This is a genomic window from Bradyrhizobium semiaridum, assembly GCF_020329505.1.
GTDB lineage: Bacteria > Pseudomonadota > Alphaproteobacteria > Rhizobiales > Xanthobacteraceae > Bradyrhizobium > Bradyrhizobium semiaridum.
In genome coordinates this window covers 19,368-40,644 of sequence record NZ_JAGKJJ010000001.1, presented here as the reverse complement: position 1 = coordinate 40,644, position 21,277 = coordinate 19,368, and the positions used below count along the sequence as shown (strand labels likewise).

Sequence of the window (21,277 nt, the reverse complement as noted above, 5' to 3'; positions counted from 1 at the left end):
TCACTCTCTCTTCATGTCCGAGCTTGCTGCCGGTTGCCAGGTCCACGGCTGCCGACCGGCGGGAACGTAACCTGCTACATGCGAGCAATCGCCGCTCTGCGAACCGAACACGGTCCACTGGGTCACTTTCCAGACTGCGTGGCGGCGCAGCGCAGCGCCGGCGATGACGCAGTTGTTCCAGGGCGCCACGACGAACTGGATATCGTAGCAGCCTGGCGTGATGTTGGAGACGGTAAAGCCTCGCGACGGCGGCAACGTCCCCGCCAGCTGGTTCGGGCCCCATTGCCCTGCCCCGCATGGCGACACGTAAAGTTGCTGCAGCGGCACGTTCGACCCATTGACGATGGTGAACTCGGCAGCATTCGCGGCCGAACAGGACACCGCGGTCAATGCGGTCAAGATGAGCTGCCGATACCGTGTCTGATGCATGACGGATGATGCGCTGCGTGCTTTCATTGCAGTCTTCTGCCGCCAAAACAGCATAGCATCCACATCTTGCAGATTTGTGGCATTGCTCGTTGTAATTGTCGCTGGCGCGGGGCTGTTGGCGGATGGCTGCACGGTGAGCCTCATGCTGTCTTGCGACGCCAGAACGCATGCACTGTCAGATTGACCTTCAGCATTGGATCGGCGGCGGCTCGTTCGCCGGATCCGCCCGGCTGCATCAGCAATGCGTCGACGAAGACATAGGGTGTTCCGCTTTCGAGGCGGTAGAGCAATGCTTGCAGCGCCGACAGCGTGGCGTTCAGGGAGATCTGAAGCTTGATCGCGTCGCTCTTGTCGTCGCGATCGGCCGGAACCCCCGATGAGACCAGCACCGCGTGCTGACCCGCGACGAGGTCGGACAGATAGGCCTGGAATTGCGCCGTGGCGAGGCCGCTGGTCGGCGCGTCGAGGAATGCGATCGCCGGAGCTGGCAAATTCCTGATCTGTGCGCGCCGATTGGTGGCTGCCGGCCGCGACCGCGTCTCCAGGGCTGCAAGCTGATCGCGCAGCTCGGCGAGATGCTGCAAGGCGCCCGACCGTGCCTGCAATGCTCCCGCTACCGTGACCGCGGCGATCATCAGCAGCGCGCATAGCGCGCCTACCGCGAAGACCTGATCCCGATCGATATTCAAGTTGGGCTTCAGCTTGAACACCATTCACTCCCCATCGATCCGGACGTGCGGTTCCACCCGGGCCTCGATGTGGAACACGAAGCGGCCGCCATCGGCATTGCGCGTCGTCGGAGCGAAGAAATGCACTTCCTTGAAGTGCCCGGAGCGCTCCAGCGGCGCGATCAGCGACGGCGCATCGTCGGCAAGACCCACGATGCGCAGCGTCGGCCCATCCAGGTTCAATTCGGTCAGGTAGGACGTCTCCGGCAGCACGCGCGCCAGCGCCTCGATGACGACCACCGCAACCGGCGACGTCTCCTTTAGGGCGCGCGCCCGTTCAGCCGGGGCTAGCGCTGCAATCGGGCCGCGCGATGTGCTGCCCTTGATCTGACGCTGCAGCGTCGTGAGGCGCGCCTCGACAGCCTCGCTTTCGGTGTCCGCCGATGCCGCCGCCATGAAAGCCCAGATAGTCACGGCCAGTGTCAGGCAGATCGCCCCGCCGATCATGCCTCCGATCATGCCGCGCGTCCGCGCGAGACGGGTGTCGGTCGCGTCGGCAAGGCGGGACCACAGGGTTATCGCGGGCGCAGCGTCGCCGCGGCCGGCCCCCGCGACGACGCGATCGATCCGAAGCCCCAGCGCGCCGAGCTCGTTGCAGACTTCGTCGAGCGTGGCGCGCGAGGTGGCGAGGACCTGCACATTGAGAACGCCTGGATCCGCGCCAGCCACGACATTGAAGCCGTAGACGGCCTGGCTCGCCCGCCAGGGAAACAGCCGCTCGATCTGATTGCGCACGATACCGGCCAGCAGGTCTTTTGCCTGCGCGGGAACGCTCACCGCGCGCGAGACGATATCGGACGCTGTCAGCTCGAGGATGACGAAGGATTTTTGCGCGGCGCGGACGACCTCATCGGGCAGAGCGGCTCCGGCCGCAGAGCCTGTCCTGACCGTTCTCCGTGCGTCTGCAACAACCCACTCGCCGCCGTCTCTGCTGACCTTCAGCCACTGCCGGGCGCGGCGCCGCTCCTGCCAGCTAAGCAAGAGGCGGGCCAAGATATCGAACCAGCGCCGCACGATCGCATCGATGCCCATCAGCGCCCCTCCAGCGATGCCACGGAGCCCGTCCTCACGAACGGCGACACCGGAGTCCATGCCAAAACCCGGTACGGCTGCTTGTCGTCCGGAAGCACGACGATGAACGCTTTGGCCGCGGCGGTGTAGCCGTCGGTGGTGCCGGCGACGAGATCGACCGCAACGACATGCCTCGGCCCGACCTTCAGGTACTTTTGCGCAGCCCCGAGCACGAACGCGAGCCGCTCAGGATCGGCAAACGGCTTGCTGCGCATCTCGAGGAACGTCTCGAGCCGGTCCGCATCGAGCGACGGCAACGCCCGCAGCACCGCAACGGGGGCGGTGAGCGGATTGACGGTTTCGCTGCCGAACACGGTGACCAGCGGCGCGATCGCGGCGATCCATTCCGGCTGCACGCCGGCAACACCCGCAAGCTGTCCGATGTCGGTGAACGGTGAGGCGGCGGCCGGCTGGTCGGGCTTGGCCGCCGGCGGCTTCGCCCCATCGTTTGGCGGTGCCTGCGCGTCCGTCGCGCGAAGCGCCACGATCCGCTGCGCCACGGCGCCGGCATCGCCTTCGTCTGCACCGGCATAGCGCAGCAACGACGCCAGCAATTCGGCGGGAGCCTTTCCGATGTCGATGCGGCCGCCTTCGTCGCTCACGGTGATGCGCACCGATCCGGTCGCGAAAGTCAGCGTTGTGCCGCGTTCGGTCAGCTGCGTGTCTTTCAGGGCATTGACGATGCCGGCGGCAGCCTCGAGCCCGGCCGTGAGCAGCCCGTCGGCCTGCACGCGATCGCGGTCGATGCGGATGATACCGACGAGGCTGCGAAACGTCGTCGACGTCGCCATGGCGAGCGCCGAGCACAGTGCAATGGCCCACAGCACCGCGAGCAGGATCATGCCGCGCTGGCCGTGACGGCTGCTCATCCGCGTTCTCCGGCTGGCGCATCCTTGGCCGCAGTCGGCTCCTTGGCCGGCTCCGACTTGCCTCCGGCTACGCATTTGGCGCTGGCCCCCGGCTGGGCGCAGTCGTTCGGCGCGTCGGCGCGAACGACGAACTGAAGGCCAGGCACGAGATCGGCGCCGCTGGCGCGGTCGCGGATCGTCAGCCGCACCAACCGCGGCAGCAATGGTTGTCCGCTCCATGTCCGGCGCCAGGTCAGCGCGCCATCCGGATCCGGGCTGGCAAAGGCAAAACTGATGTCGACCTGCCCTTCAATCAAACGCACCGGGTCTTGCAGCGCGGCGCTCGCGAATGGCGTTTGCGGCCCGCGCCAGCGGGCGCGGCGACGAACCAGATAGCTGACGCCTTCGGCCTGCTCGACGTGCAGGCTGACAATCTCTTCGCTGCGGACCCCGGCGACCGATGCGCCGGCCGAGACAAACTTCACCTCGGAGGCGTCGCCGTCGAACGCGGCCGCCGCGTCGCCGCCATCCCCAGCCTGTTGCACCTGGCGAGCCGCCCCCAAGTCCGCCGCGAGGCGGTCGACGGCGAGCAGCAGCTGGTCCGCTCGTCCGACCACGCCCGTCCTGCGGTCGAAATTCAGCGCGACGTTGTTGATCAGCGCCGCCGTCGCGATGATCACCGCCGAGCCGATGGCCAGCGCCGCAAGCACCTCGATCAGCGTGAAGCCGTGCGCGGCACGCCAGCGCCGGCGGGCGGTTGCAGTCATTCCTCAGCTCCCAATCCGAGCCGCAGGGTATCGGCGCGGACCACCTGCCCCGGTCCCCACGACACTGACGCAACGAGATGGAACGCGATCCAGTTCACAGGCTTGTCGCCTGGCCGCTCCTTCTTGTCCGCCGCGATCGGCGCCGCCACCTCGCGCTTGGCGACCATTGCGTCAATGAACATCGGCTCGGCCGTCACCGACCAGCGCAAGCCGCCGGTCTCGCCGTCACGCGTCCCATTTGCGAGAACAGCGCGATCCAGCGGTGCGTCGAGAATGGTGCGCAACAGGGTCTGTGCGGCGATGCGGCCGTCGAGCCTGTCTGCAATGCGGCGCGCATAAAACAGATGCGGACCGAGCACGGACACGAACGCCAGCAGCAGCGCCAATGCCACCAGCGCCTCGATCAGGGTGAACCCGGCCCGTGCCGCGCGAGCTTCAGGGCACATCGACCGCAACCCGGCCGTTGTACCAGTTGACGTTGACCTCATAGCGCACATTCTCCCAGGAGAATTTCAACACCGCGCCGGTGGAGGCGCCGTCCGGCTCGAACCGGACGACCGCTCGCCGTCCCGACCAACGCTCGTCCACGCCGGTCACGTCGACCATGACGTCGCGGGGAATCTCGATTGCTCCGCTCTGTCCGACCAGCGTCCGCGCAGGTCCGTCGAGCGATATGAACCGGCTCTGTCCGGTCAGGACCGCAGCAAGCCGCTCGCGCCGCAGCAGCGCGGCGGTCTCGAGCGTCAAGGCCTTCAACTTGCCGCGCCCGGTGCCCGGAACCATCGCCACCACGAGCGACGCCATCATCGAGATGATCAGCATCACCGCCATCATCTCGATCAGGGTGAAGCCGGCACAGGATCCGGTGGTCGTGGTTCGCGTCATCGGTCCCTACATCGCGAGCTCGGTGATGCTGAGAAGCGCGCTCATGATCGACACGATCAGCGTCCCGATGCCGATGCTGACGACGATGATGGTGATCGGCCCGATCGCCCCCATCAGCCGGTCGAGCCCGATGGCGAGCCGCTGCTCGTAGAGCTCCGCCGCATGCTGCGCGATCGCCGACAGGTCGCCGGTCTCGTCGCCGACCCTGAGCATGCGAACCGCAAGCGGCGGCACCAGGTCGCTCTCGGCCAGCGCCTCGATGAAACGCCGGCCGTTGCGCACCTGCTCGTGCACCTGCTCGACTGCTGCCGCGTAGCGCGGCTCGGTCATGATATCGCGCAGGATCTTCAGCGCGGTCGGCAACGCGACGCCGTTCTCGACCAGGAGGCCCAGTGTGCCGATGAAGCGCGCGGTGCGGCGGTCGTGCATCGGCCCGGACACGCCGGGGATGGCGCTGAGCACGCTCATCAGCCAGGCCCGCGCCGCCGGCTGGCGCAGGATCAGCCAGCCGAGCAGCAACACCGCTCCGCAGCTCCCCAAAAAGGTTTCGAGATTGGCGCGCAGCCAGGTCGACATCGAGAGCGCGAAGGCGGCACCCGAATTGAGTTTTCCGCGCAGCTCGGTGAACACGGACTCGAACTGCGGCACCACGTAGAGCAGAAAGAAGAACAGAATGACCAGCGCCGATCCGACCAGGAACATGGGATAGCGGATCGCGGCCGAGATCCGCTGCGACAGCTGCTCGCGCCGCGTCCGGTCCTCGACGATTGCCCGCAACACCACTTCCAGCTTGCCGGAGGCTTCTCCGGCGCGCACCATCGCGATGTAGATCGGCTCGATGATGTGGTTGTGGCGGTCCAGCGCCTCGGCGAAGCCGTCGCCGCCCGAGACCGCCGAGCGCAACCCGCCGGCAAAGCGGGACACCGCCTTGTTGGTGTCCTCCTCCAGCGTCTGCAGCGCCGCCTCCAGTGTCAATCCGGAGCGGAGCAGCAGCGCCAGCAGGCGCAGGAACGTCGTCAGTTCGCGCTGTCGGGGCAGGGCCCCACTTGAGATAGCCCCTTGCAGCGCCTTGCGGCCTGCAATCTCGGCCTCGACCGGCAGGTGGCCGAGATACTCGATCCGCCGCAGCACCTCCTCGCGCGTCGGCGCGTCGACGTCACCGAGGATGATCTCCCCGGCCTTGGTCAACGCGCGATAGCGGTAGTGCGGCATGATTGCCCTATAGGCTCATGGTCAGGCGGAAGATTTCGTCAAGCGTGGTCTGCCCGGCACGCAGTTTCCCGACACCGTCCTCGGTCATGGAGGTCATGCCCGCGCGCCGCGCCGCAGCCTCAAGGTCGGAGGCGTCGGTTTTCGGGCCGATCGAGCGTCGCAGCGCAGGGCCGATCTCCATGATCTCGAACACGCCCTTGCGTCCGCGGAAGCCGGTCGAGCCGCACCAGTCGCACCCCTTGGGCCGGCAGACCACCTCGCCCGCCTCGATGCCGAGCGCGGTGTAGCGCTCGTCCGCGGCGATATCGGCCGCCGACAACGCGTAGCTTTCCTTGCAATGGTCGCACAGGATCCGCACCAGCCGCTGCGCCACGATCACGCGCGCGCTGGATGCCAGCAGGAAGCTCTCGATCCCCATGTCGATCATGCGGGTGATGGCACCCGCCGCGGTATTGGTGTGCAGCGTCGTCAGCACCAGATGGCCCGTCAGCGCGGCGTGGACGCCGATATGAGCCGTCTCTGAATCGCGCATCTCGCCGACCATGATGACATCGGGATCGAGCCGCATGAACGAGCGGAGCGCCGACGCGAATGTCAGCCCGATGCCGGGATGCACCTGGGTCTGGGTGATGCCCGGAATCTGATACTCGACCGGATCCTCGATGGTCAGGATCTTGCGGGTGGGCTCGTTGATGACAGCGAGTGACGCCGCAAGCGTGGTGGTCTTGCCGGATCCCGTCGGCCCGGTGACGATGACCATGCCGTAGGGCGCCAGCAACGCCTTGCGCAACACCGCCTCGTCGTGCGTGCTGAGACCGATCTGGTCAAGCGTCACCAGGCCGGCCCCCTTGCGCAACAGGCGGATGACGGCGCACTCGCCGTACATCGTCGGCATGGTCGCGACGCGCAGATCGATCTCGCTGCCGCCGACCACGATGTGCGCCCGACCGTCCTGCGCCAGGCGGCGCTCGGTGATGTTGAGGCCCGCCATGATCTTGAGGCGCGACAGGATGCCCTTGGCCATGCTGATCGGCGGTGCCGGCACGTTCTTGAGCATGCCATCGACGCGCAGCCGAACCTGCAGCGCGTTTCCGGCCGGCTCGATGTGCAGATCGGTCGCGCGCTGCTCGACAGCGAGACGCAGCAGATCGTCGAGCGCCCGTACCACCGGTGCACCGCGTGCGAGGTCGCGCAGATTATCGAGATCGTCCTCACCCGCAGCCGCACTGGCCTGCGGCGCGGCGTCATTCGCCCGGTCAGGCTCCAGACGCAGCGAAAGCGCGGCCTCCAGGTCGTCGGCCGTCGCCACCGCAAGCGCGATCGATCGGCGCAGCGCAAGCGCAACCGCCCGCAACGTCTCATCATCGACGGGGGCGGCGACCGCAACTCGCAGGGTCCCGCCGGCGCCCTCGTAAGGGAAGAGACGCTCCTCCCGCAGAAATCGCGTCGACATCTCACCGCCGGCGAACCGCCCATCTACAAGGTCGTCGCGGCGGACCCGATCGCAGCAATAGAAGCTGGCCAGTTCGTCGGCCAGCGCCGAGGGCGTGAGCTTCGTGATCGCGCCCCAGTCGACACTACCGGCCGGCCCGTCGGCGGTCCGGGCCCGGCCGACGCTGTCCTCCTTCTGGCCTTCGCGTAACGCTCCCCTGCCCGCAAGATACGTCATGAAATCGATCGGCGGCACCGCTGGTGTCGCAGGCGCATTGCTTTCAGGCGCTAGCATCGCACAGCTCCATCGGGCCTGAGCCAACCGCCGCTCTGCGCCGGCGCACGAAGCGACATGAGACGATGATGATCGACGGCCACGCCAACGGGGATGTAGCAGCCGGGACTCTGCTTCCCAACCGCACGGTATTCGTCTGCGGCCTTGCGGCCGTGGCGCTGCTGACCGCGGCAACGCTGCCTTGGCCCGACGCGCTGGCCTCGACCATTCTCGGCGCGCTCATGGTTGCCGGCGCCGATGTGGACGCTCGCAGCTTGCTGCTTCCCGACCTCGTCACCGGGGGTGCTCTGGCGGCCGGGCTCGTCGCCGCCGCGGCATTCGATCCGCTCGATCGCCGGAGCGCGCTGATGGCGGCTATCGGCGGCGCCATCCTGGTCGGCACCGCGCTCTGGCTGATGCGCGCAATCTACCAGTGGCTGCGGCAGCGCGAAGGTATCGGCCTCGGCGACGTCAAGCTCGCGGCCGCCGTGGGAGCGTGGCTGCCGCTCGATGCGGTGCCGTTGTGCTTCGCATTGGCGAGCTGTGCCGCCCTGGTCGCCGTGCTGCTGGCTCGGTTGCGTACCGGTTCCATTGTAAGCACGGCCACACTTCCGTTCGGCGCCTTCCTGTGCCCTGCCCTCTGGCTGGTCGACTACGCCTTGCGAATGCTCGCGGCTTCGCCCCTGATCTGAACGTGTCCGATGCGAGCGGTGAAAACCGCGCGCGTCAAGCGCGGCGCGAGGCGTGACCGTCTCGGCGCATCTGAGGATGCAGGCTGACCTTCCCATGGCACGTCACCTGCCCTCACCCAGCGGCCATCGCCGCGCGAGCGCCGTATTATCGTCGACCGAGGGCACGCGCAGCGCACGATCCCTCCGGCCGAACGGGCTCCGGCGCCGCAAGGCGTCGCCGCGCATCCGCGCGTTGCGATCGAGACAGACCGCGCAGTGTGCCAGCGCCTGCTTGAGTTCGACCTGCACCGTACGCACGCTGACGCCGAAGCGCTCCGCCACATGCTGCAACGGCGTCTCGTCAACGCATATCGCCATGAATATCTCCCGACGACGGGCCGGCAGTTCCTGGATCGAACGTTTGAGCGCGTCGATCTCTGACCGCGCCTCGATGATCCTGTCCGGCCCGGGTGCCTCGTCCGGCAAATCGAACAGCGGATCGACCTCCCGCACCGTGCGGCGACGCCGTTCCGCGACGCGCCGGTTGCTGATGGCGCTCATCGCGACGCGAAACAGATATGCCTGCAGATCGCGAACGGGACCGATGCCATCCGCATTGCTCAATCGCAGGAACGTATCCTGCAGGGCTTCGTTGGCGAGATCGGCAGATCCAGTCCGCCGCGTCAGACGCTGTTTGAGATCGTCGTAAGTTGCGACGAGGAGCGTGAGCAACGCCGCTCGAGTGGTGTCGCTCATTGCAGGGACCCGATCCCCAACCGCAGCATCTGGTACGCTTCCATTCGGTCGCGCCGCTTCTAGCCGCAGTTAATGACATGGCAATGAAACCACAGCGAGCACTTGCATGATGACACACCTCGCTACAACCGGCGACACGCATTCGATCGATTCTGGCCCATGCAAGTTGCGACAAAGCCGGGCGCGTATCGACGGCGGGCACATATCTGCCCGCTCGATCGGCACCGCGATGTTCCGCACATGCGTGACTGCGCTGGTTCACAACGAGGCGCATGTCACGACACACCGTTGATGACCGCGATCCGGCTGGATGCTTGTGCGCGTTCCATTCCGCGCACGGCCTCAGCACTTTCCGCGTCGATGATCAGCGCTCCGCGGAAGCTGCTCGCGGCATCGTCGGCGCGATTGAGCACGAGATAGAGCTCGCCAAGCGCGCAATGCGCGGACAGGCGCTTGGGGTCGAGCGCAACCGCGTGTTTCAGGCTGATTTCCGCGCCCTGCGCATTGCCGCGCGCGGCGCAGGTGCGGCCCAGCGCCTCATAGAATTCCGACGACTGCCGCTGATTGATCCTGGTCGCCGCCAGGAAATGGTTCATGGCGTCATCGAGATCGCCGAGCTGACACAGAGCTAGTGCATATTGGGAATGCAGCGCATCGCTGCGTGGCGCGAGTTCCAGCGCCCTCCCGTAGTGCTCACGAATGAGCCGGTTCCTCATGCCCGCGTCCAGGCCCGCCTGACCGTGATCGCCGAGCTTGCTCAATGCCATCGCGTAGGCCGCATGCACGTCGGCATTCTCCGGTGCGAGTGCAATTGCCCGGGTGTACTCGGCGAACGCCTGTTCGGTTCTGCCGGCCGCCATCAATGCCTCGGCTAGCCCGATCCTTACCGGCACGAGGCCGGGAGCAAGGTCCGCGGCGATCCGCAAGCGCTTGAGCGCAAGCGTGCCCTGGCCTGAATCGATCTCGAGCGCAGCGAGATTGCACAACGTGTTGACGTGCCGGGGATCGAAGACGAGAACTTGCTCAAACAGCTTCCTTGCACGATCGAGATTGCCAGCTCTCTGGTGTCGGCAAGCCTCGACGAACAGCGCGTCGCAGAGCACCGGATCATCCGGCACGCGCCGCGGCGCCACCATCCGCAACGCCGATGCGAGAACCGGATCGTTGGTCTGCTCCTCGGACCGAGGCGCTGCAGCGTCGACGAACGACCACAGCGCCTTGCACAGCCGTCCGATCACCTCGCCCCAGTCGCCCGAATTGATCTGCCGGAACAGACGTGCCTGCGGATACCACGGCGTATCGTCGCAGCCCCTGGACCAGCGCCAGTCGCTGCCCTTGGCGAGCAGGATCCAGACCGGCTTGCCCATCGCGCCGGCGAGATGCGCGATCGCGCTGTCGACCGTGATCACGAGATCGAGATTGGCGACAATCGCGGCGGCGTCGGCGAAGGAGCTGGGGTCGATCTGCGCGCCGGCATCGACGATGGCATCGTCGAATTCAGTCAGCTGGTTTTGTCCGGGTCCGACCTGCAGGCTGACGAAGCGTGCGTTCGGGCAGTCGAGCAACGGCCGCAGTCGATCGAACGGCAGCGAACGATGCGAGTCATGGACGTGAGCCGGATTGCCTTGCCAAACCAGGCCGACGGATGAGCCTGAGTAGGCTCCCAGCCGCTCGTGCCACCGCAGGACCAGGTCCGGATCAGCCGCGACATAAGGAACCGTTGCCGGAACTGTATCGCTCTGCGTTGCGAAGATGAATGGTAGCGACATCAGAGGGATGTGCACGTCGAATGCCGGCGCGTCCTCGTCCGCATCAAGGACGTCATCGACGCCGGCGACGGTTCGCAGCAACGGCAGCAAGGCCCTTTGCGCGCGCAGGATCACGCGGCCGCCACGCGCCTTGACCATCGGCGCGTAGCGCACGAACTGCAGGGTGTCGCCGAAACCTTGCTCGAATTGCAGCAGGATCGCCTTGCCGGCGAGATCTTCGCCCTTCCACAGCGGACAATCGGTCGCCAGCAGATGCTTGCTGAGCTGCGGCTCCTTCAGGCGCCATTCGAACTCCGCCCACGCCGCCGGCCAGTCGCCGCGCGCGAACAAGCAGATGGCCAGCATGGTGTGCAGGTCGGCGCGCTCCGGATGCCGCGCAAGCGCATCGCGCAGTAACGCCATCGCCTCATCGCTGCGGTCGATGTCATTCAGCAGAGAGGCAAAATCGACCACAGGCCTGATATCTTCCGGCGCGACTGCCCGCATCTCGCTGAAGGCGTCGCAGGCGAAATCCGTCAAGTGCACGGCGACCAACGCACGGGCGATGCCAAGCAGCGCCGTGGCATTGCTCGGCTGCAGTGTCAAAGCGGCCGCATAGGCGGCGAGCGCTTGCGGATACTGGCGCGCCTTGAGCAGGAGGGCACCGAGATTGGCATGCGCCTCGCCGTCTGCGGGATCCAGCCTGATTGCCTCGTCGAGCAGGTCCAGCGCCTGCTCATCTTCCCCGCGCTGCAACGCGATCAAGCCGCGCAGATGCAGCAGACGCTGCCGCACCAGAGGTTCCTGCGCGATGGTTTCGAGCAGCACTTCGGCGCTGTCGAGCTGCCCTTCGCGCAACAGCGCCCCTGCACGATTGGCGATGGTCTGGATGAACTCCAGGCGTCGTTCGGACGGAGCCTGATTCAGCATGGAAAGGCCGGCGCGCAACGCCTGCGCCTCGCTGATCGCTGCCTCTGACATCGGTGCGGTCCTATCCCTCGCTTGTCCGCATGATCCTGGCCGTTCGGCTGTCGCAGCGCTGGTCGGACTTATCCCCTGCTACGCCGCATCGCGTGCGATGCGCGCCGCGCACCAATCAGTCCACAGCCGCATCAATTCGCGCGACAGGTTGCCGGCGAAGCGCGGTGCGTCGCATAACGGCGAGGCGGCGACGCGGTCACGCAGGCCACGACGCAACTCGTCGAGTTCTTCGCGCCGCCGCGTCCAGCCGACCGCCTTCGCGACATAGTCGTCGATGCTGTGGGCACAGAAGTTGCCGAGCCCCGCCGCGGTCAAATGGGCGGCCGAGTGGCGGCCGGCAAAGGTATCCCCGACGAAGGTCACCGTCGGAACACCCATCCACATCGCTTCGAGCGTGGTCACGCCTGCCGAATAAGGGAACGGGTCGAGCGCGAGATCAACCTCGCCATAGGCCTGCAGCAACTTCGGCTGCTCGGCCTCGCCCACCAGTTCGACGCGCTCGGGCGGCACCCCGCCCTCGCCCAGCACGCGGTAGATGGCCTCGCGCGTGCTCGTCTCACCGAGACCGCCATAGACCATCAGGATACGCGAGTCTGGCACCTGCTCGAGAATGCGCGCCCAGGCCCTGCCGACTTCGCTGTTGAGCTTGGCGGGACGATTGAAGCAGCCGAAGGTGAAGCGGCCGCCACTCAAGCTTGGCAATGGCGCTACATCGGGGGCCGTCTCGGGCGGGTGGTAGCAGACGTAGCAGTCCGGCAAGCGGATCGGCCGCTCGACATAGGTCGCGTCATGCTCCGGCGGAATTTCCACGGGATCGGCGATCAGGCCGTCATAGGTATCGAGCCCGACGGTTCCGACATAGCCGGCCCAGCCGAGCTGGATCGGCGCCGCACGCGCGGCGAACAAGGAGAGACGGCTGCCGGCGGTGTGGCCGGCGAGATCGAACAGCACATCGATGCGATCGTCGCGGATCTGCTGGCCCAGCGTCGCCTCATCCATTCCGGACACATCGCGCCACGAGACAGAGATTTCCTTGTAGCGCTCGCTGAAATCATCATCCATCCGCTTGCTGTCGGTCTTGTAGCAGCAGATCTCGTAGCCGAGCGCCGCCAGCGCTTCGAACGCGCGCAACACCAGGAACGACACGGCATGGCGATGCAGGTCGGCCGACACCAGCCCAAGCCGCGGCTTTCGCATCGAGTCCGGCGAGTTCGGAAAGGCGAGACGATCCATCGGCGCCTGCGGGCGATAAAGCGCCGCCCAGCGCTTGTGCTCGCGCAACAACTCCTCACGGGTGACGCCGGGCTTGTGCTGGAGCGCGAACAGCAGGGTGCCGGCGACCGCCGCGTTTGCAGGATCGAGCTCGCCGGCGCGCCGATAGGCGGCGACGGCTTCCTCGACCCGGCCCTGCCCGAGCACGCCAAAACCCTTGGCCACATGATGTTCGGCGCGCAGCGGATCGATGTCGAGCGCGCGGTCGATGTAGCCGAGCCCGCGCTCGAACTGGCGATGGTTGATCAGGAAGTGGCCGAACAGGTACTGCGGCAAGGCGACATTCGGCGCGCCGTCGGCGGCAAGCTCGAACAACCGTCCCGCCTGCTGTTCGCGTGCGGCGGCTCCGAAGTTCATGCCGAGTTCGAGGATCGCCTTGTAGTTCTGGCTGTCGAGCGTCGAAGCCGCGCGAAGATCGTCGACCGCCTTGTCGAACTTGCCGTCCATCACATGGGCGAGGCCGCGGGTGCGATAGGCCTCGACGTAACCGGCATCGAGCGCGATCGCCTTGTCGAGCGCCTCGATCGCCTCGCCGCGCCGGCTTTCCGTGAGGAACGCGAGGCCGAGGCTGTATTGCGCGAGCGGCATGTTCGGCATCAGCCGCAGGCCCTCCTGCAGATAGGGGATGCCGTCGCGCGTGCGTCCGGTGCGCGCCAGGCAGGTGCCGATTTCGGCGAGTGCCGGGGCGTGACTGGGTGTCACCCTGAGTTCGGCCATGAATGCCTCGCGCGCATCGTCGAAGCGATCGAAGCGGCACAGCGCGACGCCCTTGCAGTAGTTGAAACCGGCTTGCTCGGGCGCCAGCCGCGCCGCCTCGTTGAATGCGCGCAGCGCCTGGCGCCAGCGATCCTGTCGTGCATGCGCGACGCCCTGCTGATGCAGATCCTGCGCGCGCCGAAGGTTGGATGAGGGAAGTTCACGTGGCGTATTTGTGAAGGTTTGAAGCACAGGTCGCGCCAGAATCGCATGGCCGCCATGCTCCACGTGAATCGCAAGTCGCCCGCTCGAATTGTCTTCCATGTGGGAGGCCCCGCTTGAGAGATCGCGCGAAGGTCGTGCCGTAGACCGGGAGTCCATAGATCAACTTGCGGCGCATTGCCAAGAATTATTTCAGTCAAAGATTGAAAATAATCTCTGCGCATAGCCAAAGATTGAGTTGTCTATCAGGTGTGAAGACAATCATCGGCGACTAGGGCATCACGTCGACGTTCGAGATACCTATTTCTTCTTTGAATCAAGCAAGGATTCACGAAGAAAGTAGCAAACAACTTCAACTAATCTGAAGATTACTTTGCGATCTCGTAACGGCGGGATGACGACGCGCGTCCGGTGACCAACCCACAGGATGAGTGAAATGAAACTGCAATCCAAAGCCCTGCTCGGCACCGCCTCGGTGCTCGCGCTGTTCGCTTCGGCGGCCAGCACCACACCTGCCAATGCCCAAGCTTCCGCAGCCACCCGTCCGATCTACTTCGGCGGCAGCACGCTCGCCTCGGAAGCGTTCCGGCAGATCTTCGACTGCTACTCGCACGGCATTGTCGGTTCCGGCACCGCCTACAGCGACGGCTTCCAGTTCGGGACCGCTGCGACGCCGGGCATCATCCCGACCACCTGCAACACCATCGCGACCACCCAGGTGAACGGCCTGTATGCCGGCGTCGGCTCCGGCAACGGCGTTCGCGGCTTCATCGCCAACAATCCGCAGCAGTGGTACGGCGGCACGATCACTCCGCCCGGGTCGGGCACCGCGACCGTCACCGCGTACCTGCCGGCCCTGCAGCCGTCGCTGATCGACCTTGCCAACAAGGGCACGCCGACGACGGTGTTCGGCTCCTATCCGTATCCGCGCGTTGACGCCGGCCTCTCCGACTCGCCGCTGGCGATCGCCTCCGGAGCCACGACGCTGACGACGGTGTCGATCGGCCTCACCCCGACGCAGGGCTGGATGGTTCCGTCGACCAGCCCGACCACCTATGTCACGCTGGCCAACCTCACGGTTTCCTCGGCCACGTCGACGGTCAGCTACAACCCGACCGCCTTCGGCCCCGTCATTCAGATCCCGGCCTTCGAGGTCAACGTCGCGATCGCGGTCAACACCGGCGGTCTCGACCAGAACCATTCGGCCGTCGCCCGCACCGGCACCACCCTGCCAGGCACTCAGAACGACCAAGGCGCCGCCATCCAGCTCACCGCGGGGCAGCTCTGCGCCATCTACTCCGGCTTGGTGACCGACTGGAACGACACCACCGCCAACAAGGTGCCCTACCTCACCCGTGGTCACGATCCCGCTCAGGCCGGTGACGGCCAGCCCGCGCTCGGTGCGTTCAGCGACGCCAATGGCAAGCCGACCGGCTCCGGAACGGATGCTTACTCGTCCACGTCCAAGGCCATCACGATCGTCTATCGCTCGGACGGCAGCGGCACGAGCTTCATCCTGACCAACTATCTCAAGAGCGTCTGCCCGCTGCTCGATCCGAACGACAACAACAAGTACGTGTCGATCTTCGGTGCAGCGAACCTGCCAAGCAACAACTTCAGCGCCCTGATCTCCAACGTCAACGCCTTCCGCACCAACGGCTCGACCATCACGTCGACCTGGATCGGCGCGAACGGCAGCGGCGGCGTGGCATCTGCGGTCAGCGCCAACGACGCAGCGAAGGGGGGCCGGGTCGGCTACGTCAGCGCCGACTTCACCTTCCCCTACACCACGACGGTTGCTGGCGTCACCGCGCCGCTCTCGGCGGCGCTGCAAAACGAACAGCTGCGCATCGCCGGCACCACAGTTCCGGACAACACCACGCCCACCACGCTCGAGTTCATCGCCCCGACGCCGGGCGGCGCCCTCGCGGCGTGGAGCGACACCAGGCTCCGGGCCACCGCTACGACCTGGACCTGGGCCGACTTCAACATCTACAACAACACCTTCACCGCCACGACCACGCAGGGCGGCCTGGTGCTGTTCGGCCAGTCAGTGCTGCCGCTCAACAACGTTGCGGGTGGCTATCCGCTCAGCGGCACCACCTTCCTCGACCTCTATAGCTGCTACAGCACCACGGCGGGCGTCGCGCCGGATAGCAACCGCGTTACCAGCCTGGTCAACTTCCTGAGCTGGTACTACGGCACGTCGGATACGCGGCCCACGACCGTGATGCAGCGCGCTGGCTTCAACCCGGTCCCGGCCGGTTACTCGTCGCTGATCAGGAGCAAGTATCTGAACAGCCTCGCCAGCACCCGCATCGCCGCGGGCGGCACGGCGGGCACTGGCTGCGCCAGCGCCAGCGGCGCGCTGTAAGCCAACGCATCACATCCAACGACAACGACCGGGCGCCTCGATCGAGGCGCTCGTTTTTTTTGGCCGAAGCAATGGCTGAAACCATGCGGTCGGGGCCGCCCGATCTCCGTTGCGCAGCGGAAGGCAGACACGGGCACGAAACCGGAGAGACACCTGCGCATCACGCCGCGTGAGATTGTCTTGAAGGTGCAAGCAGTGCGTGTGGGGCGCGACAAATCCCGCGCCTGCCTGACCAACAACCGGGAGCATGACAATGAAGATGCAATCGTTGGCGACGCACCTCCGTGATACAACCTCCGTGCTGGCGCTGTCGGTGACGGCGCTGTTCGCCTCGTCGAGCACGCCCGTGCACGCCCAGGCTACGTTGGCCACACGGCCGATCTATTTCGGCGGCAGCACGCTCGCCTCGCTGGCGTTCCGCCAGATCTTCGACTGCTACGCACACGGCATCGTCGGCTACGGCACCCCGTACAGCGACGGCTTCTCGCTGCCAACCTTCTGCAACACCATCACGACGACGCAGGTGAACGGCCTCTATGCCGGCGTCGGCGCCGGTAACGGCATGCGCGGCTTCATCGCCAACAACCCGCAGCAGTGGTACGGCGGCACGATCACGCCGCCGCCATCGGGCACTGCGTCGATCAACTCGTTCCTGCCTGCAACTCAGCCGTCGATGATCGATTTCGCCCATACTGGATCGCCGGCCACTGTGTTCGGCAGCTATCCGTATCCGCGCGTCGATGCCGGACTCTCGGAAGCACCGCTGGCTATCTCTCCCGGAGCGACCACGCTGACGGCCGTGTCGATCAGCCTCAGCCCGACGCAAGGCTGGCTCACCCCGGCCGGCGCACTATCAGTCTTGACCGTCAGCAGCAGCACAGCAGTCGTCAGCTATAACCTGGCCGCCTTCGGTCCGATGATCCAGGTCCCGGCGTTCGAGGTCAACGTCGCGATCGCGGTCAACACGGGCGGACTCGACCAATTGCACTCCTCCGTTCCCCGCACTGGCACCACGCTGCCGGGTACCCAGGCCGACCAGGGCGCCGCCATTCAGCTCACGGCGGCACAGCTCTGTGCGATCTACTCCGGCCTCGTGACCGATTGGAGTGACACGACGGCCAACAAAGTCCCCTACCTCACTGCTGGCAATCTTGCTCCCCCTAACAACGGCGTGCCCGCGCTCGGCGCCTTCAGCGACGCCAATAGGAACGCGGCAGGCTCGGGAACAGATCCTTACTCGTCCGCGCCCAAGACCATCGTTGTGGTCTTTAACACTGATGCAAGTGGCGAGAGCTATATCCTGACCAACTACCTCAAGATGGTATGCCCGCTGCTCGATCCAAACGACAATATTAAGTACAGGTCGATCTTCGGGGCAGCGAATCTCCCAAGCTCCAGGTTTTCCAACCTGATCGCCAACATCAATGCCTTCCGCGGAAGTGGCTCGACCATTACGGCGACCTGGATCGGCGCAGTCGGAAGCAGCGGCGTTGCGTCCGCGGTCAGCGCCAACGATGCCGCCAAGGGTGGCCGGGTCGGCTATGTCGGCGCCAACTTTACCTATCCCTACACAACCATTGTTGCCGGGGTCACGGCCCCGCTTTCGGCGGCGTTGCAGAACGAGAACCTCCGTATCAGTGGCACCACTGTTCCGGACAACACCACGCCCAACACGCTCGAATTCATCGCTCCGACCCCGGGCGCGGCTCAAGCCGCCTGGAGCGACACGAGGCTCCGAACTCCGACCTCGGATTCGTTCGACTTCAACATCTACAATCACACCTTCAGCACCACGACCACGCAGGGCGGCCTGGTGCTGTTTGGCCAATCGGTGCTGCCGCTCAACAACGTTGCGGGTGGCTATCCGCTCAGCGGCACCACCTTCCTCGACCTCTACAGCTGCTACAGCACCACGGCGGACCCCAACCGCGTCACCAGCCTCGTGAACTTCCTGAACTGGTTCTATAGCGCCACCGACACCCGCCCAATGACGCTGATACGGTCTGCCGGGTACAACCCCGTGCCGGCCAGCTATGCTTCTCTCATCAGAAGCAAGTATCTGGTACCCCTGAGCGCCAATCGGATCGCGGCGGCGGGGACGGTTGCAACAGGATGCGTCACCGCCACCGGCGCGCTGTAAGCCACTTGCTGACGACCTAGAACACCACCACGGCTGGGCGCCGATTGAGGCGCCCAGCCCCACGTCGGGAATGAGATTCTCGCACGCTCGAATTCCTCTCCATCCGGCAAGACCAGCGATCCAGTCAACATCGAAGTCGGCAGGCAAGCCGAACAGTGACGCGCGCGACTAAAGCTCGCCGTATGCTATGCATCGATCATCAGCGGCCAAGGAGCAGCTGTTTGCGCGCGCCAGGCACACTGATCCTCGCGGCAAAAATTAGACGAGCGCCGCTGCGCTTCGCATCGATTCAAATTGTCTAAGAGGTGTGAGCACTGCACTGGCGTCGTCGATACGGCGCGGAGGGTTCTGCCCTGCGCGTCTTGCTGCACCATGTTTTAGGGACTTCCGCGAAGGTCTTCATCGTCAATCAATTCATCACGTCGAGCACGATCTTCAAATCCCGAGACCGTGAGACAGGTCGCGCGGCGCTGCATCACATCGTCAAACAGGGAGTTAAGAACATGAAGACGACATCCTTCGCCGGGCGCCTGCTGGGCACGACCTCGCTGGTCGTGCTGTCGGCGGCGGCCATCCTCGGCGCGCAGCACCCCGCTGCGGCGCAGACCACGATCTCGAACGGCATCTACGGCGGCGGCAGCACGCTGTCGTCGCTGGCGCTGCGGCAGCTGTTCGACTGCTATGCCGGCACCACGGTCGCGGGCGACGGCCAGAGCTTCTCGCCGGCCTTCACCATCGCGCCGCCGAGCCCGAACCTGCTGCCGACGAGTTGCACGCAGTTCTCCACCCCGGTCGAAGGCATGTTCGCCGCGGTCGGCGCCGGCAACGGCCAGCGCGCCTACATCGCCAATGATCCGCACCAGCTGTTCCGTGGCAGCCCGGACTCGGCGCCGGCGCTGGTGCGCAAGCCGTCGGCCAAGCCACCGTTCCGCGACACCGCCAATCCGAACTTCAAGAGCTATCCCTACCCGCGGCTCGACTTCGCCACCAGCGACCTGCCGCTCGCCAGCTCGGTCTCGAGCCTGACCACGATCTCGTTCAGCAACTTCCTGCCATCGACCAACTGGCAGAACACGCTGTTGATCGCGGCGCTGAGCAAGTCGACCGCAAGCTTCAACACCGCGTCGGTCGGTGCGCCGATCCAGGTCCCCGCCATGGAGGTCCCGGTCGCGATCGCGGTCAACACCTCGAACTCGGCCTCGGGCGTGACCTGGACCAACCAGTCGGCGCTGTCGCCGAACACCCAGGCCGGCGGCGCGATCCAGCTCTCCACCGCGCAGCTCTGCGCGATCTTCTCGGCGACCGTGACCGACTGGCACGACACCTCGACCATGATCCCCTATCTCGACGCCAACGGCACGCAGCAGTTCCAGCATTTCTATGACGACAACACCAACGGCACGCTGACGCCGGTCGCCTACACCAGCGGCCGCCTGCCGATCAAGGTGGTCTACCGTGCCGACGATGCCGGCACGAGCTACATCCTCACCAACTATCTCGCCAACCTCTGCCCGCTGCTCGATCCGACCGGCACCTACAACTACAAGAAGATATTCACCGGCGTCGGCATCGACGGCAGCACCATGGCGAACCTGCCCTCGAGCAAGTTCTCGCGCCTGCTCAACAACATCAAGGCGGTGAAGGCGTCCGACAACAGCGACCCCTATGATGTGGACGACGATCAGGAGCGGCCGGATCCGCGCTGGATCAGCGCCTCGGGCAGCAACCATGAAGCGCTGAAGATCGGAACGGATCCGCGCTTCGCCGGGCGGATCGGCTATCTCAGCGCCGACTTCACCCAGCCCTATGCGCAGACCGCGACCGAGGAGATCGCCGGCACCACGATCTCCGCTGCGGCTCCGCTGTCGGCCAGCATCCAGAACGAGGCGCTGCGCATCTTCGGCGTCTATCATCCGGGCCAGACCGACGTCACCGGGACCGCGCAGAACTTCGTCGCGCCGACCCCGGACAACGTCGCGCAGGCCTTCAGCGGCCTCGCGGCTCCGTCGCTCGGCGGCAGCTACAATGCCTGGAACATCTATGCGCAGCGTTATGCCGTCGGGACCGTGCTGGGCGGCGTCGACTACAGCAACCTGTCGGTGATCGGCATCCCGCTGGTGTCGACCAGCGACTATGCGCTCACCGGCGCAAGCTACGTCAACGTCTACAGCTGCTATGCCGATGCCAGCGGCACGCGGGTGCCGACCCTGAAGAACTGGCTGGCCTGGTTCTACGGCGGATCCGTCTCGGCGCTGCCGGCCTACAACCCGGCGACGTCGAATGCGAGCAATCCCGGCTACGATCCGAACGTCGCGCAGCTGATCCGCAACAACGGCTTCCACGAGCTCGACCCGACTTGGGCCACCAACGTTCTCGGCGTCTACCTGCGCACGAGCACCACGGGCGGCACGCAAGGCTCGATCGCGGCGTATAACCCGTCGGGTGCGCAGACCGACGGCTGCCAGGGCGTTAGCGGCGGCGCCAAATAAGCGCGCATGAGATCGTGAGCCGAGCTAATCGGCTCGGATCAAGACTACGGCGGCCGGCCTCGTTCGAGACCGGCCGTCTTTTTTCCGGCGCCATGATTTGGCGAGAGCGCCCGCGCCTCACCCTCGCGCGGCCGCCACAGGGGCCGCGCTCCGTCAAAATGGCGAAAACAACCCCATGCAAAGGAGCCGGCGACGGCCGGCGCTCAAGAAGCCGCTGTCCGCTCAAGAGAAGCCGCTTGACATGTCGGGCAACTCAGGGGTAATCTTCCAATATTCCGAAATC

16 protein-coding genes are annotated in these 21,277 nt (G+C 65.7%); 4 read left to right on the top strand and 12 right to left on the bottom strand.

All coding sequences use genetic code 11. From position 1 onward, the window contains the following. The 9 genes from J6500_RS00105 to J6500_RS00065 form a co-directional block, all read right to left on the bottom strand. Complete coding sequence (locus J6500_RS00105; RefSeq protein WP_225710642.1) at positions 1-456, bottom strand: hypothetical protein; 456 nt, start codon at positions 454-456, stop codon at positions 1-3. Positions 457-569: 113 nt separating this feature from the next. Next, positions 570-1,142, bottom strand: coding sequence for a type II secretion system protein GspM (gene gspM / locus J6500_RS00100; RefSeq protein ID WP_225710641.1), 573 nt, complete (start codon positions 1,140-1,142; stop codon positions 570-572). Beyond that, the gene (locus J6500_RS00095) at positions 1,143-2,189 is read right to left on the bottom strand and encodes a PilN domain-containing protein (protein ID WP_225710640.1); all 1,047 of its coding nucleotides are present in this window, start codon (positions 2,187-2,189) and stop codon (positions 1,143-1,145) included. It lies immediately after the preceding gene. Then, positions 2,189-3,097 (bottom strand): type II secretion system minor pseudopilin, encoded by a 909-nt coding sequence (locus tag J6500_RS00090; protein WP_225710639.1) that lies wholly within the window; start codon positions 3,095-3,097, stop codon positions 2,189-2,191. Before J6500_RS00090 ends, J6500_RS00095 begins: the two co-directional genes overlap by 1 nt. Beyond that, positions 3,094-3,843: a PulJ/GspJ family protein gene (locus J6500_RS00085; RefSeq protein WP_225710638.1), complete on the bottom strand. Its 750-nt coding sequence runs from the start codon at positions 3,841-3,843 to the stop codon at positions 3,094-3,096. The genes J6500_RS00090 and J6500_RS00085 overlap by 4 nt, the downstream gene beginning before the upstream one ends. Beyond that, complete coding sequence (locus J6500_RS00080) at positions 3,840-4,289, bottom strand: prepilin-type N-terminal cleavage/methylation domain-containing protein (protein WP_225710637.1); 450 nt, start codon at positions 4,287-4,289, stop codon at positions 3,840-3,842. Before J6500_RS00080 ends, J6500_RS00085 begins: the two co-directional genes overlap by 4 nt. After that, positions 4,279-4,728: a prepilin-type N-terminal cleavage/methylation domain-containing protein gene (locus tag J6500_RS00075; RefSeq protein ID WP_225710636.1), complete on the bottom strand. Its 450-nt coding sequence runs from the start codon at positions 4,726-4,728 to the stop codon at positions 4,279-4,281. Before J6500_RS00075 ends, J6500_RS00080 begins: the two co-directional genes overlap by 11 nt. A gap of 6 nt (positions 4,729-4,734) precedes the next feature. Next, the gene (locus J6500_RS00070; RefSeq protein WP_225710635.1) at positions 4,735-5,940 is read right to left on the bottom strand and encodes a type II secretion system F family protein; all 1,206 of its coding nucleotides are present in this window, start codon (positions 5,938-5,940) and stop codon (positions 4,735-4,737) included. A 7-nt stretch (positions 5,941-5,947) separates the two neighbouring features. Beyond that, a complete protein-coding gene (locus J6500_RS00065; RefSeq protein ID WP_225710634.1) occupies positions 5,948-7,666 on the bottom strand; it encodes a GspE/PulE family protein in 1,719 nt (572 codons plus the stop codon). Between the two features lie 65 nt (positions 7,667-7,731). On the opposite strand from J6500_RS00065, the gene J6500_RS00060 reads away from it, so the two are divergent. Further along, positions 7,732-8,337, top strand: coding sequence for a prepilin peptidase (locus J6500_RS00060; RefSeq protein ID WP_225710633.1), 606 nt, complete (start codon positions 7,732-7,734; stop codon positions 8,335-8,337). Between the two features lie 102 nt (positions 8,338-8,439). Here J6500_RS00060 and J6500_RS00055 read toward each other — a convergent pair whose 3' ends face one another. The 3 genes from J6500_RS00055 to J6500_RS00045 form a co-directional block, all read right to left on the bottom strand. Beyond that, on the bottom strand, positions 8,440-9,072 hold the full coding sequence (locus J6500_RS00055) for an RNA polymerase sigma factor (protein WP_225710632.1): 633 nt from the start codon (positions 9,070-9,072) through the stop codon (positions 8,440-8,442). Positions 9,073-9,347: 275 nt separating this feature from the next. Further along, complete coding sequence (locus tag J6500_RS00050; protein WP_225710631.1) at positions 9,348-11,801, bottom strand: tetratricopeptide repeat protein; 2,454 nt, start codon at positions 11,799-11,801, stop codon at positions 9,348-9,350. Between the two features lie 78 nt (positions 11,802-11,879). Next, positions 11,880-14,093 (bottom strand): O-linked N-acetylglucosamine transferase, SPINDLY family protein, encoded by a 2,214-nt coding sequence (locus J6500_RS00045; protein WP_225710630.1) that lies wholly within the window; start codon positions 14,091-14,093, stop codon positions 11,880-11,882. Between the two features lie 334 nt (positions 14,094-14,427). On the opposite strand from J6500_RS00045, the gene J6500_RS00040 reads away from it, so the two are divergent. The 3 genes from J6500_RS00040 to J6500_RS00030 all read left to right on the top strand — a co-directional run bounded on the left by J6500_RS00040 (position 14,428) and on the right by J6500_RS00030 (position 20,994). Then, the gene (locus J6500_RS00040; protein WP_225710629.1) at positions 14,428-16,365 is read left to right on the top strand and encodes a substrate-binding domain-containing protein; all 1,938 of its coding nucleotides are present in this window, start codon (positions 14,428-14,430) and stop codon (positions 16,363-16,365) included. Positions 16,366-16,618: 253 nt separating this feature from the next. Further along, positions 16,619-18,505, top strand: coding sequence for a substrate-binding domain-containing protein (locus J6500_RS00035; RefSeq protein WP_225710628.1), 1,887 nt, complete (start codon positions 16,619-16,621; stop codon positions 18,503-18,505). A gap of 503 nt (positions 18,506-19,008) precedes the next feature. Further along, the gene (locus tag J6500_RS00030; protein ID WP_225710627.1) at positions 19,009-20,994 is read left to right on the top strand and encodes a substrate-binding domain-containing protein; all 1,986 of its coding nucleotides are present in this window, start codon (positions 19,009-19,011) and stop codon (positions 20,992-20,994) included. Positions 20,995-21,277 lie beyond the last annotated feature (283 nt).

Coding starts and splice junctions, on each gene's coding strand:
- gspM (WP_225710641.1), bottom strand. CDS start 1,142: ATGGTGTTCAAGCTGAAGCCCAACTTGAATATCGATCGGGATCAGGTC.
- J6500_RS00085 (WP_225710638.1), bottom strand. CDS start 3,843: ATGACTGCAACCGCCCGCCGGCGCTGGCGTGCCGCGCACGGCTTCACG.
- J6500_RS00035 (WP_225710628.1), top strand. CDS start 16,619: ATGAAGATGCAATCGTTGGCGACGCACCTCCGTGATACAACCTCCGTG.
- J6500_RS00040 (WP_225710629.1), top strand. CDS start 14,428: ATGAAACTGCAATCCAAAGCCCTGCTCGGCACCGCCTCGGTGCTCGCG.
- J6500_RS00080 (WP_225710637.1), bottom strand. CDS start 4,289: ATGTGCCCTGAAGCTCGCGCGGCACGGGCCGGGTTCACCCTGATCGAG.
- J6500_RS00090 (WP_225710639.1), bottom strand. CDS start 3,097: ATGAGCAGCCGTCACGGCCAGCGCGGCATGATCCTGCTCGCGGTGCTG.
- J6500_RS00050 (WP_225710631.1), bottom strand. CDS start 11,801: ATGTCAGAGGCAGCGATCAGCGAGGCGCAGGCGTTGCGCGCCGGCCTT.
- J6500_RS00045 (WP_225710630.1), bottom strand. CDS start 14,093: ATGGAAGACAATTCGAGCGGGCGACTTGCGATTCACGTGGAGCATGGC.
- J6500_RS00105 (WP_225710642.1), bottom strand. CDS start 456: ATGAAAGCACGCAGCGCATCATCCGTCATGCATCAGACACGGTATCGG.
- J6500_RS00070 (WP_225710635.1), bottom strand. CDS start 5,940: ATGCCGCACTACCGCTATCGCGCGTTGACCAAGGCCGGGGAGATCATC.
- J6500_RS00030 (WP_225710627.1), top strand. CDS start 19,009: ATGAAGACGACATCCTTCGCCGGGCGCCTGCTGGGCACGACCTCGCTG.
- J6500_RS00065 (WP_225710634.1), bottom strand. CDS start 7,666: ATGCTAGCGCCTGAAAGCAATGCGCCTGCGACACCAGCGGTGCCGCCG.
- J6500_RS00075 (WP_225710636.1), bottom strand. CDS start 4,728: ATGACGCGAACCACGACCACCGGATCCTGTGCCGGCTTCACCCTGATC.
- J6500_RS00095 (WP_225710640.1), bottom strand. CDS start 2,189: ATGGGCATCGATGCGATCGTGCGGCGCTGGTTCGATATCTTGGCCCGC.
- J6500_RS00055 (WP_225710632.1), bottom strand. CDS start 9,072: ATGAGCGACACCACTCGAGCGGCGTTGCTCACGCTCCTCGTCGCAACT.
- J6500_RS00060 (WP_225710633.1), top strand. CDS start 7,732: ATGATGATCGACGGCCACGCCAACGGGGATGTAGCAGCCGGGACTCTG.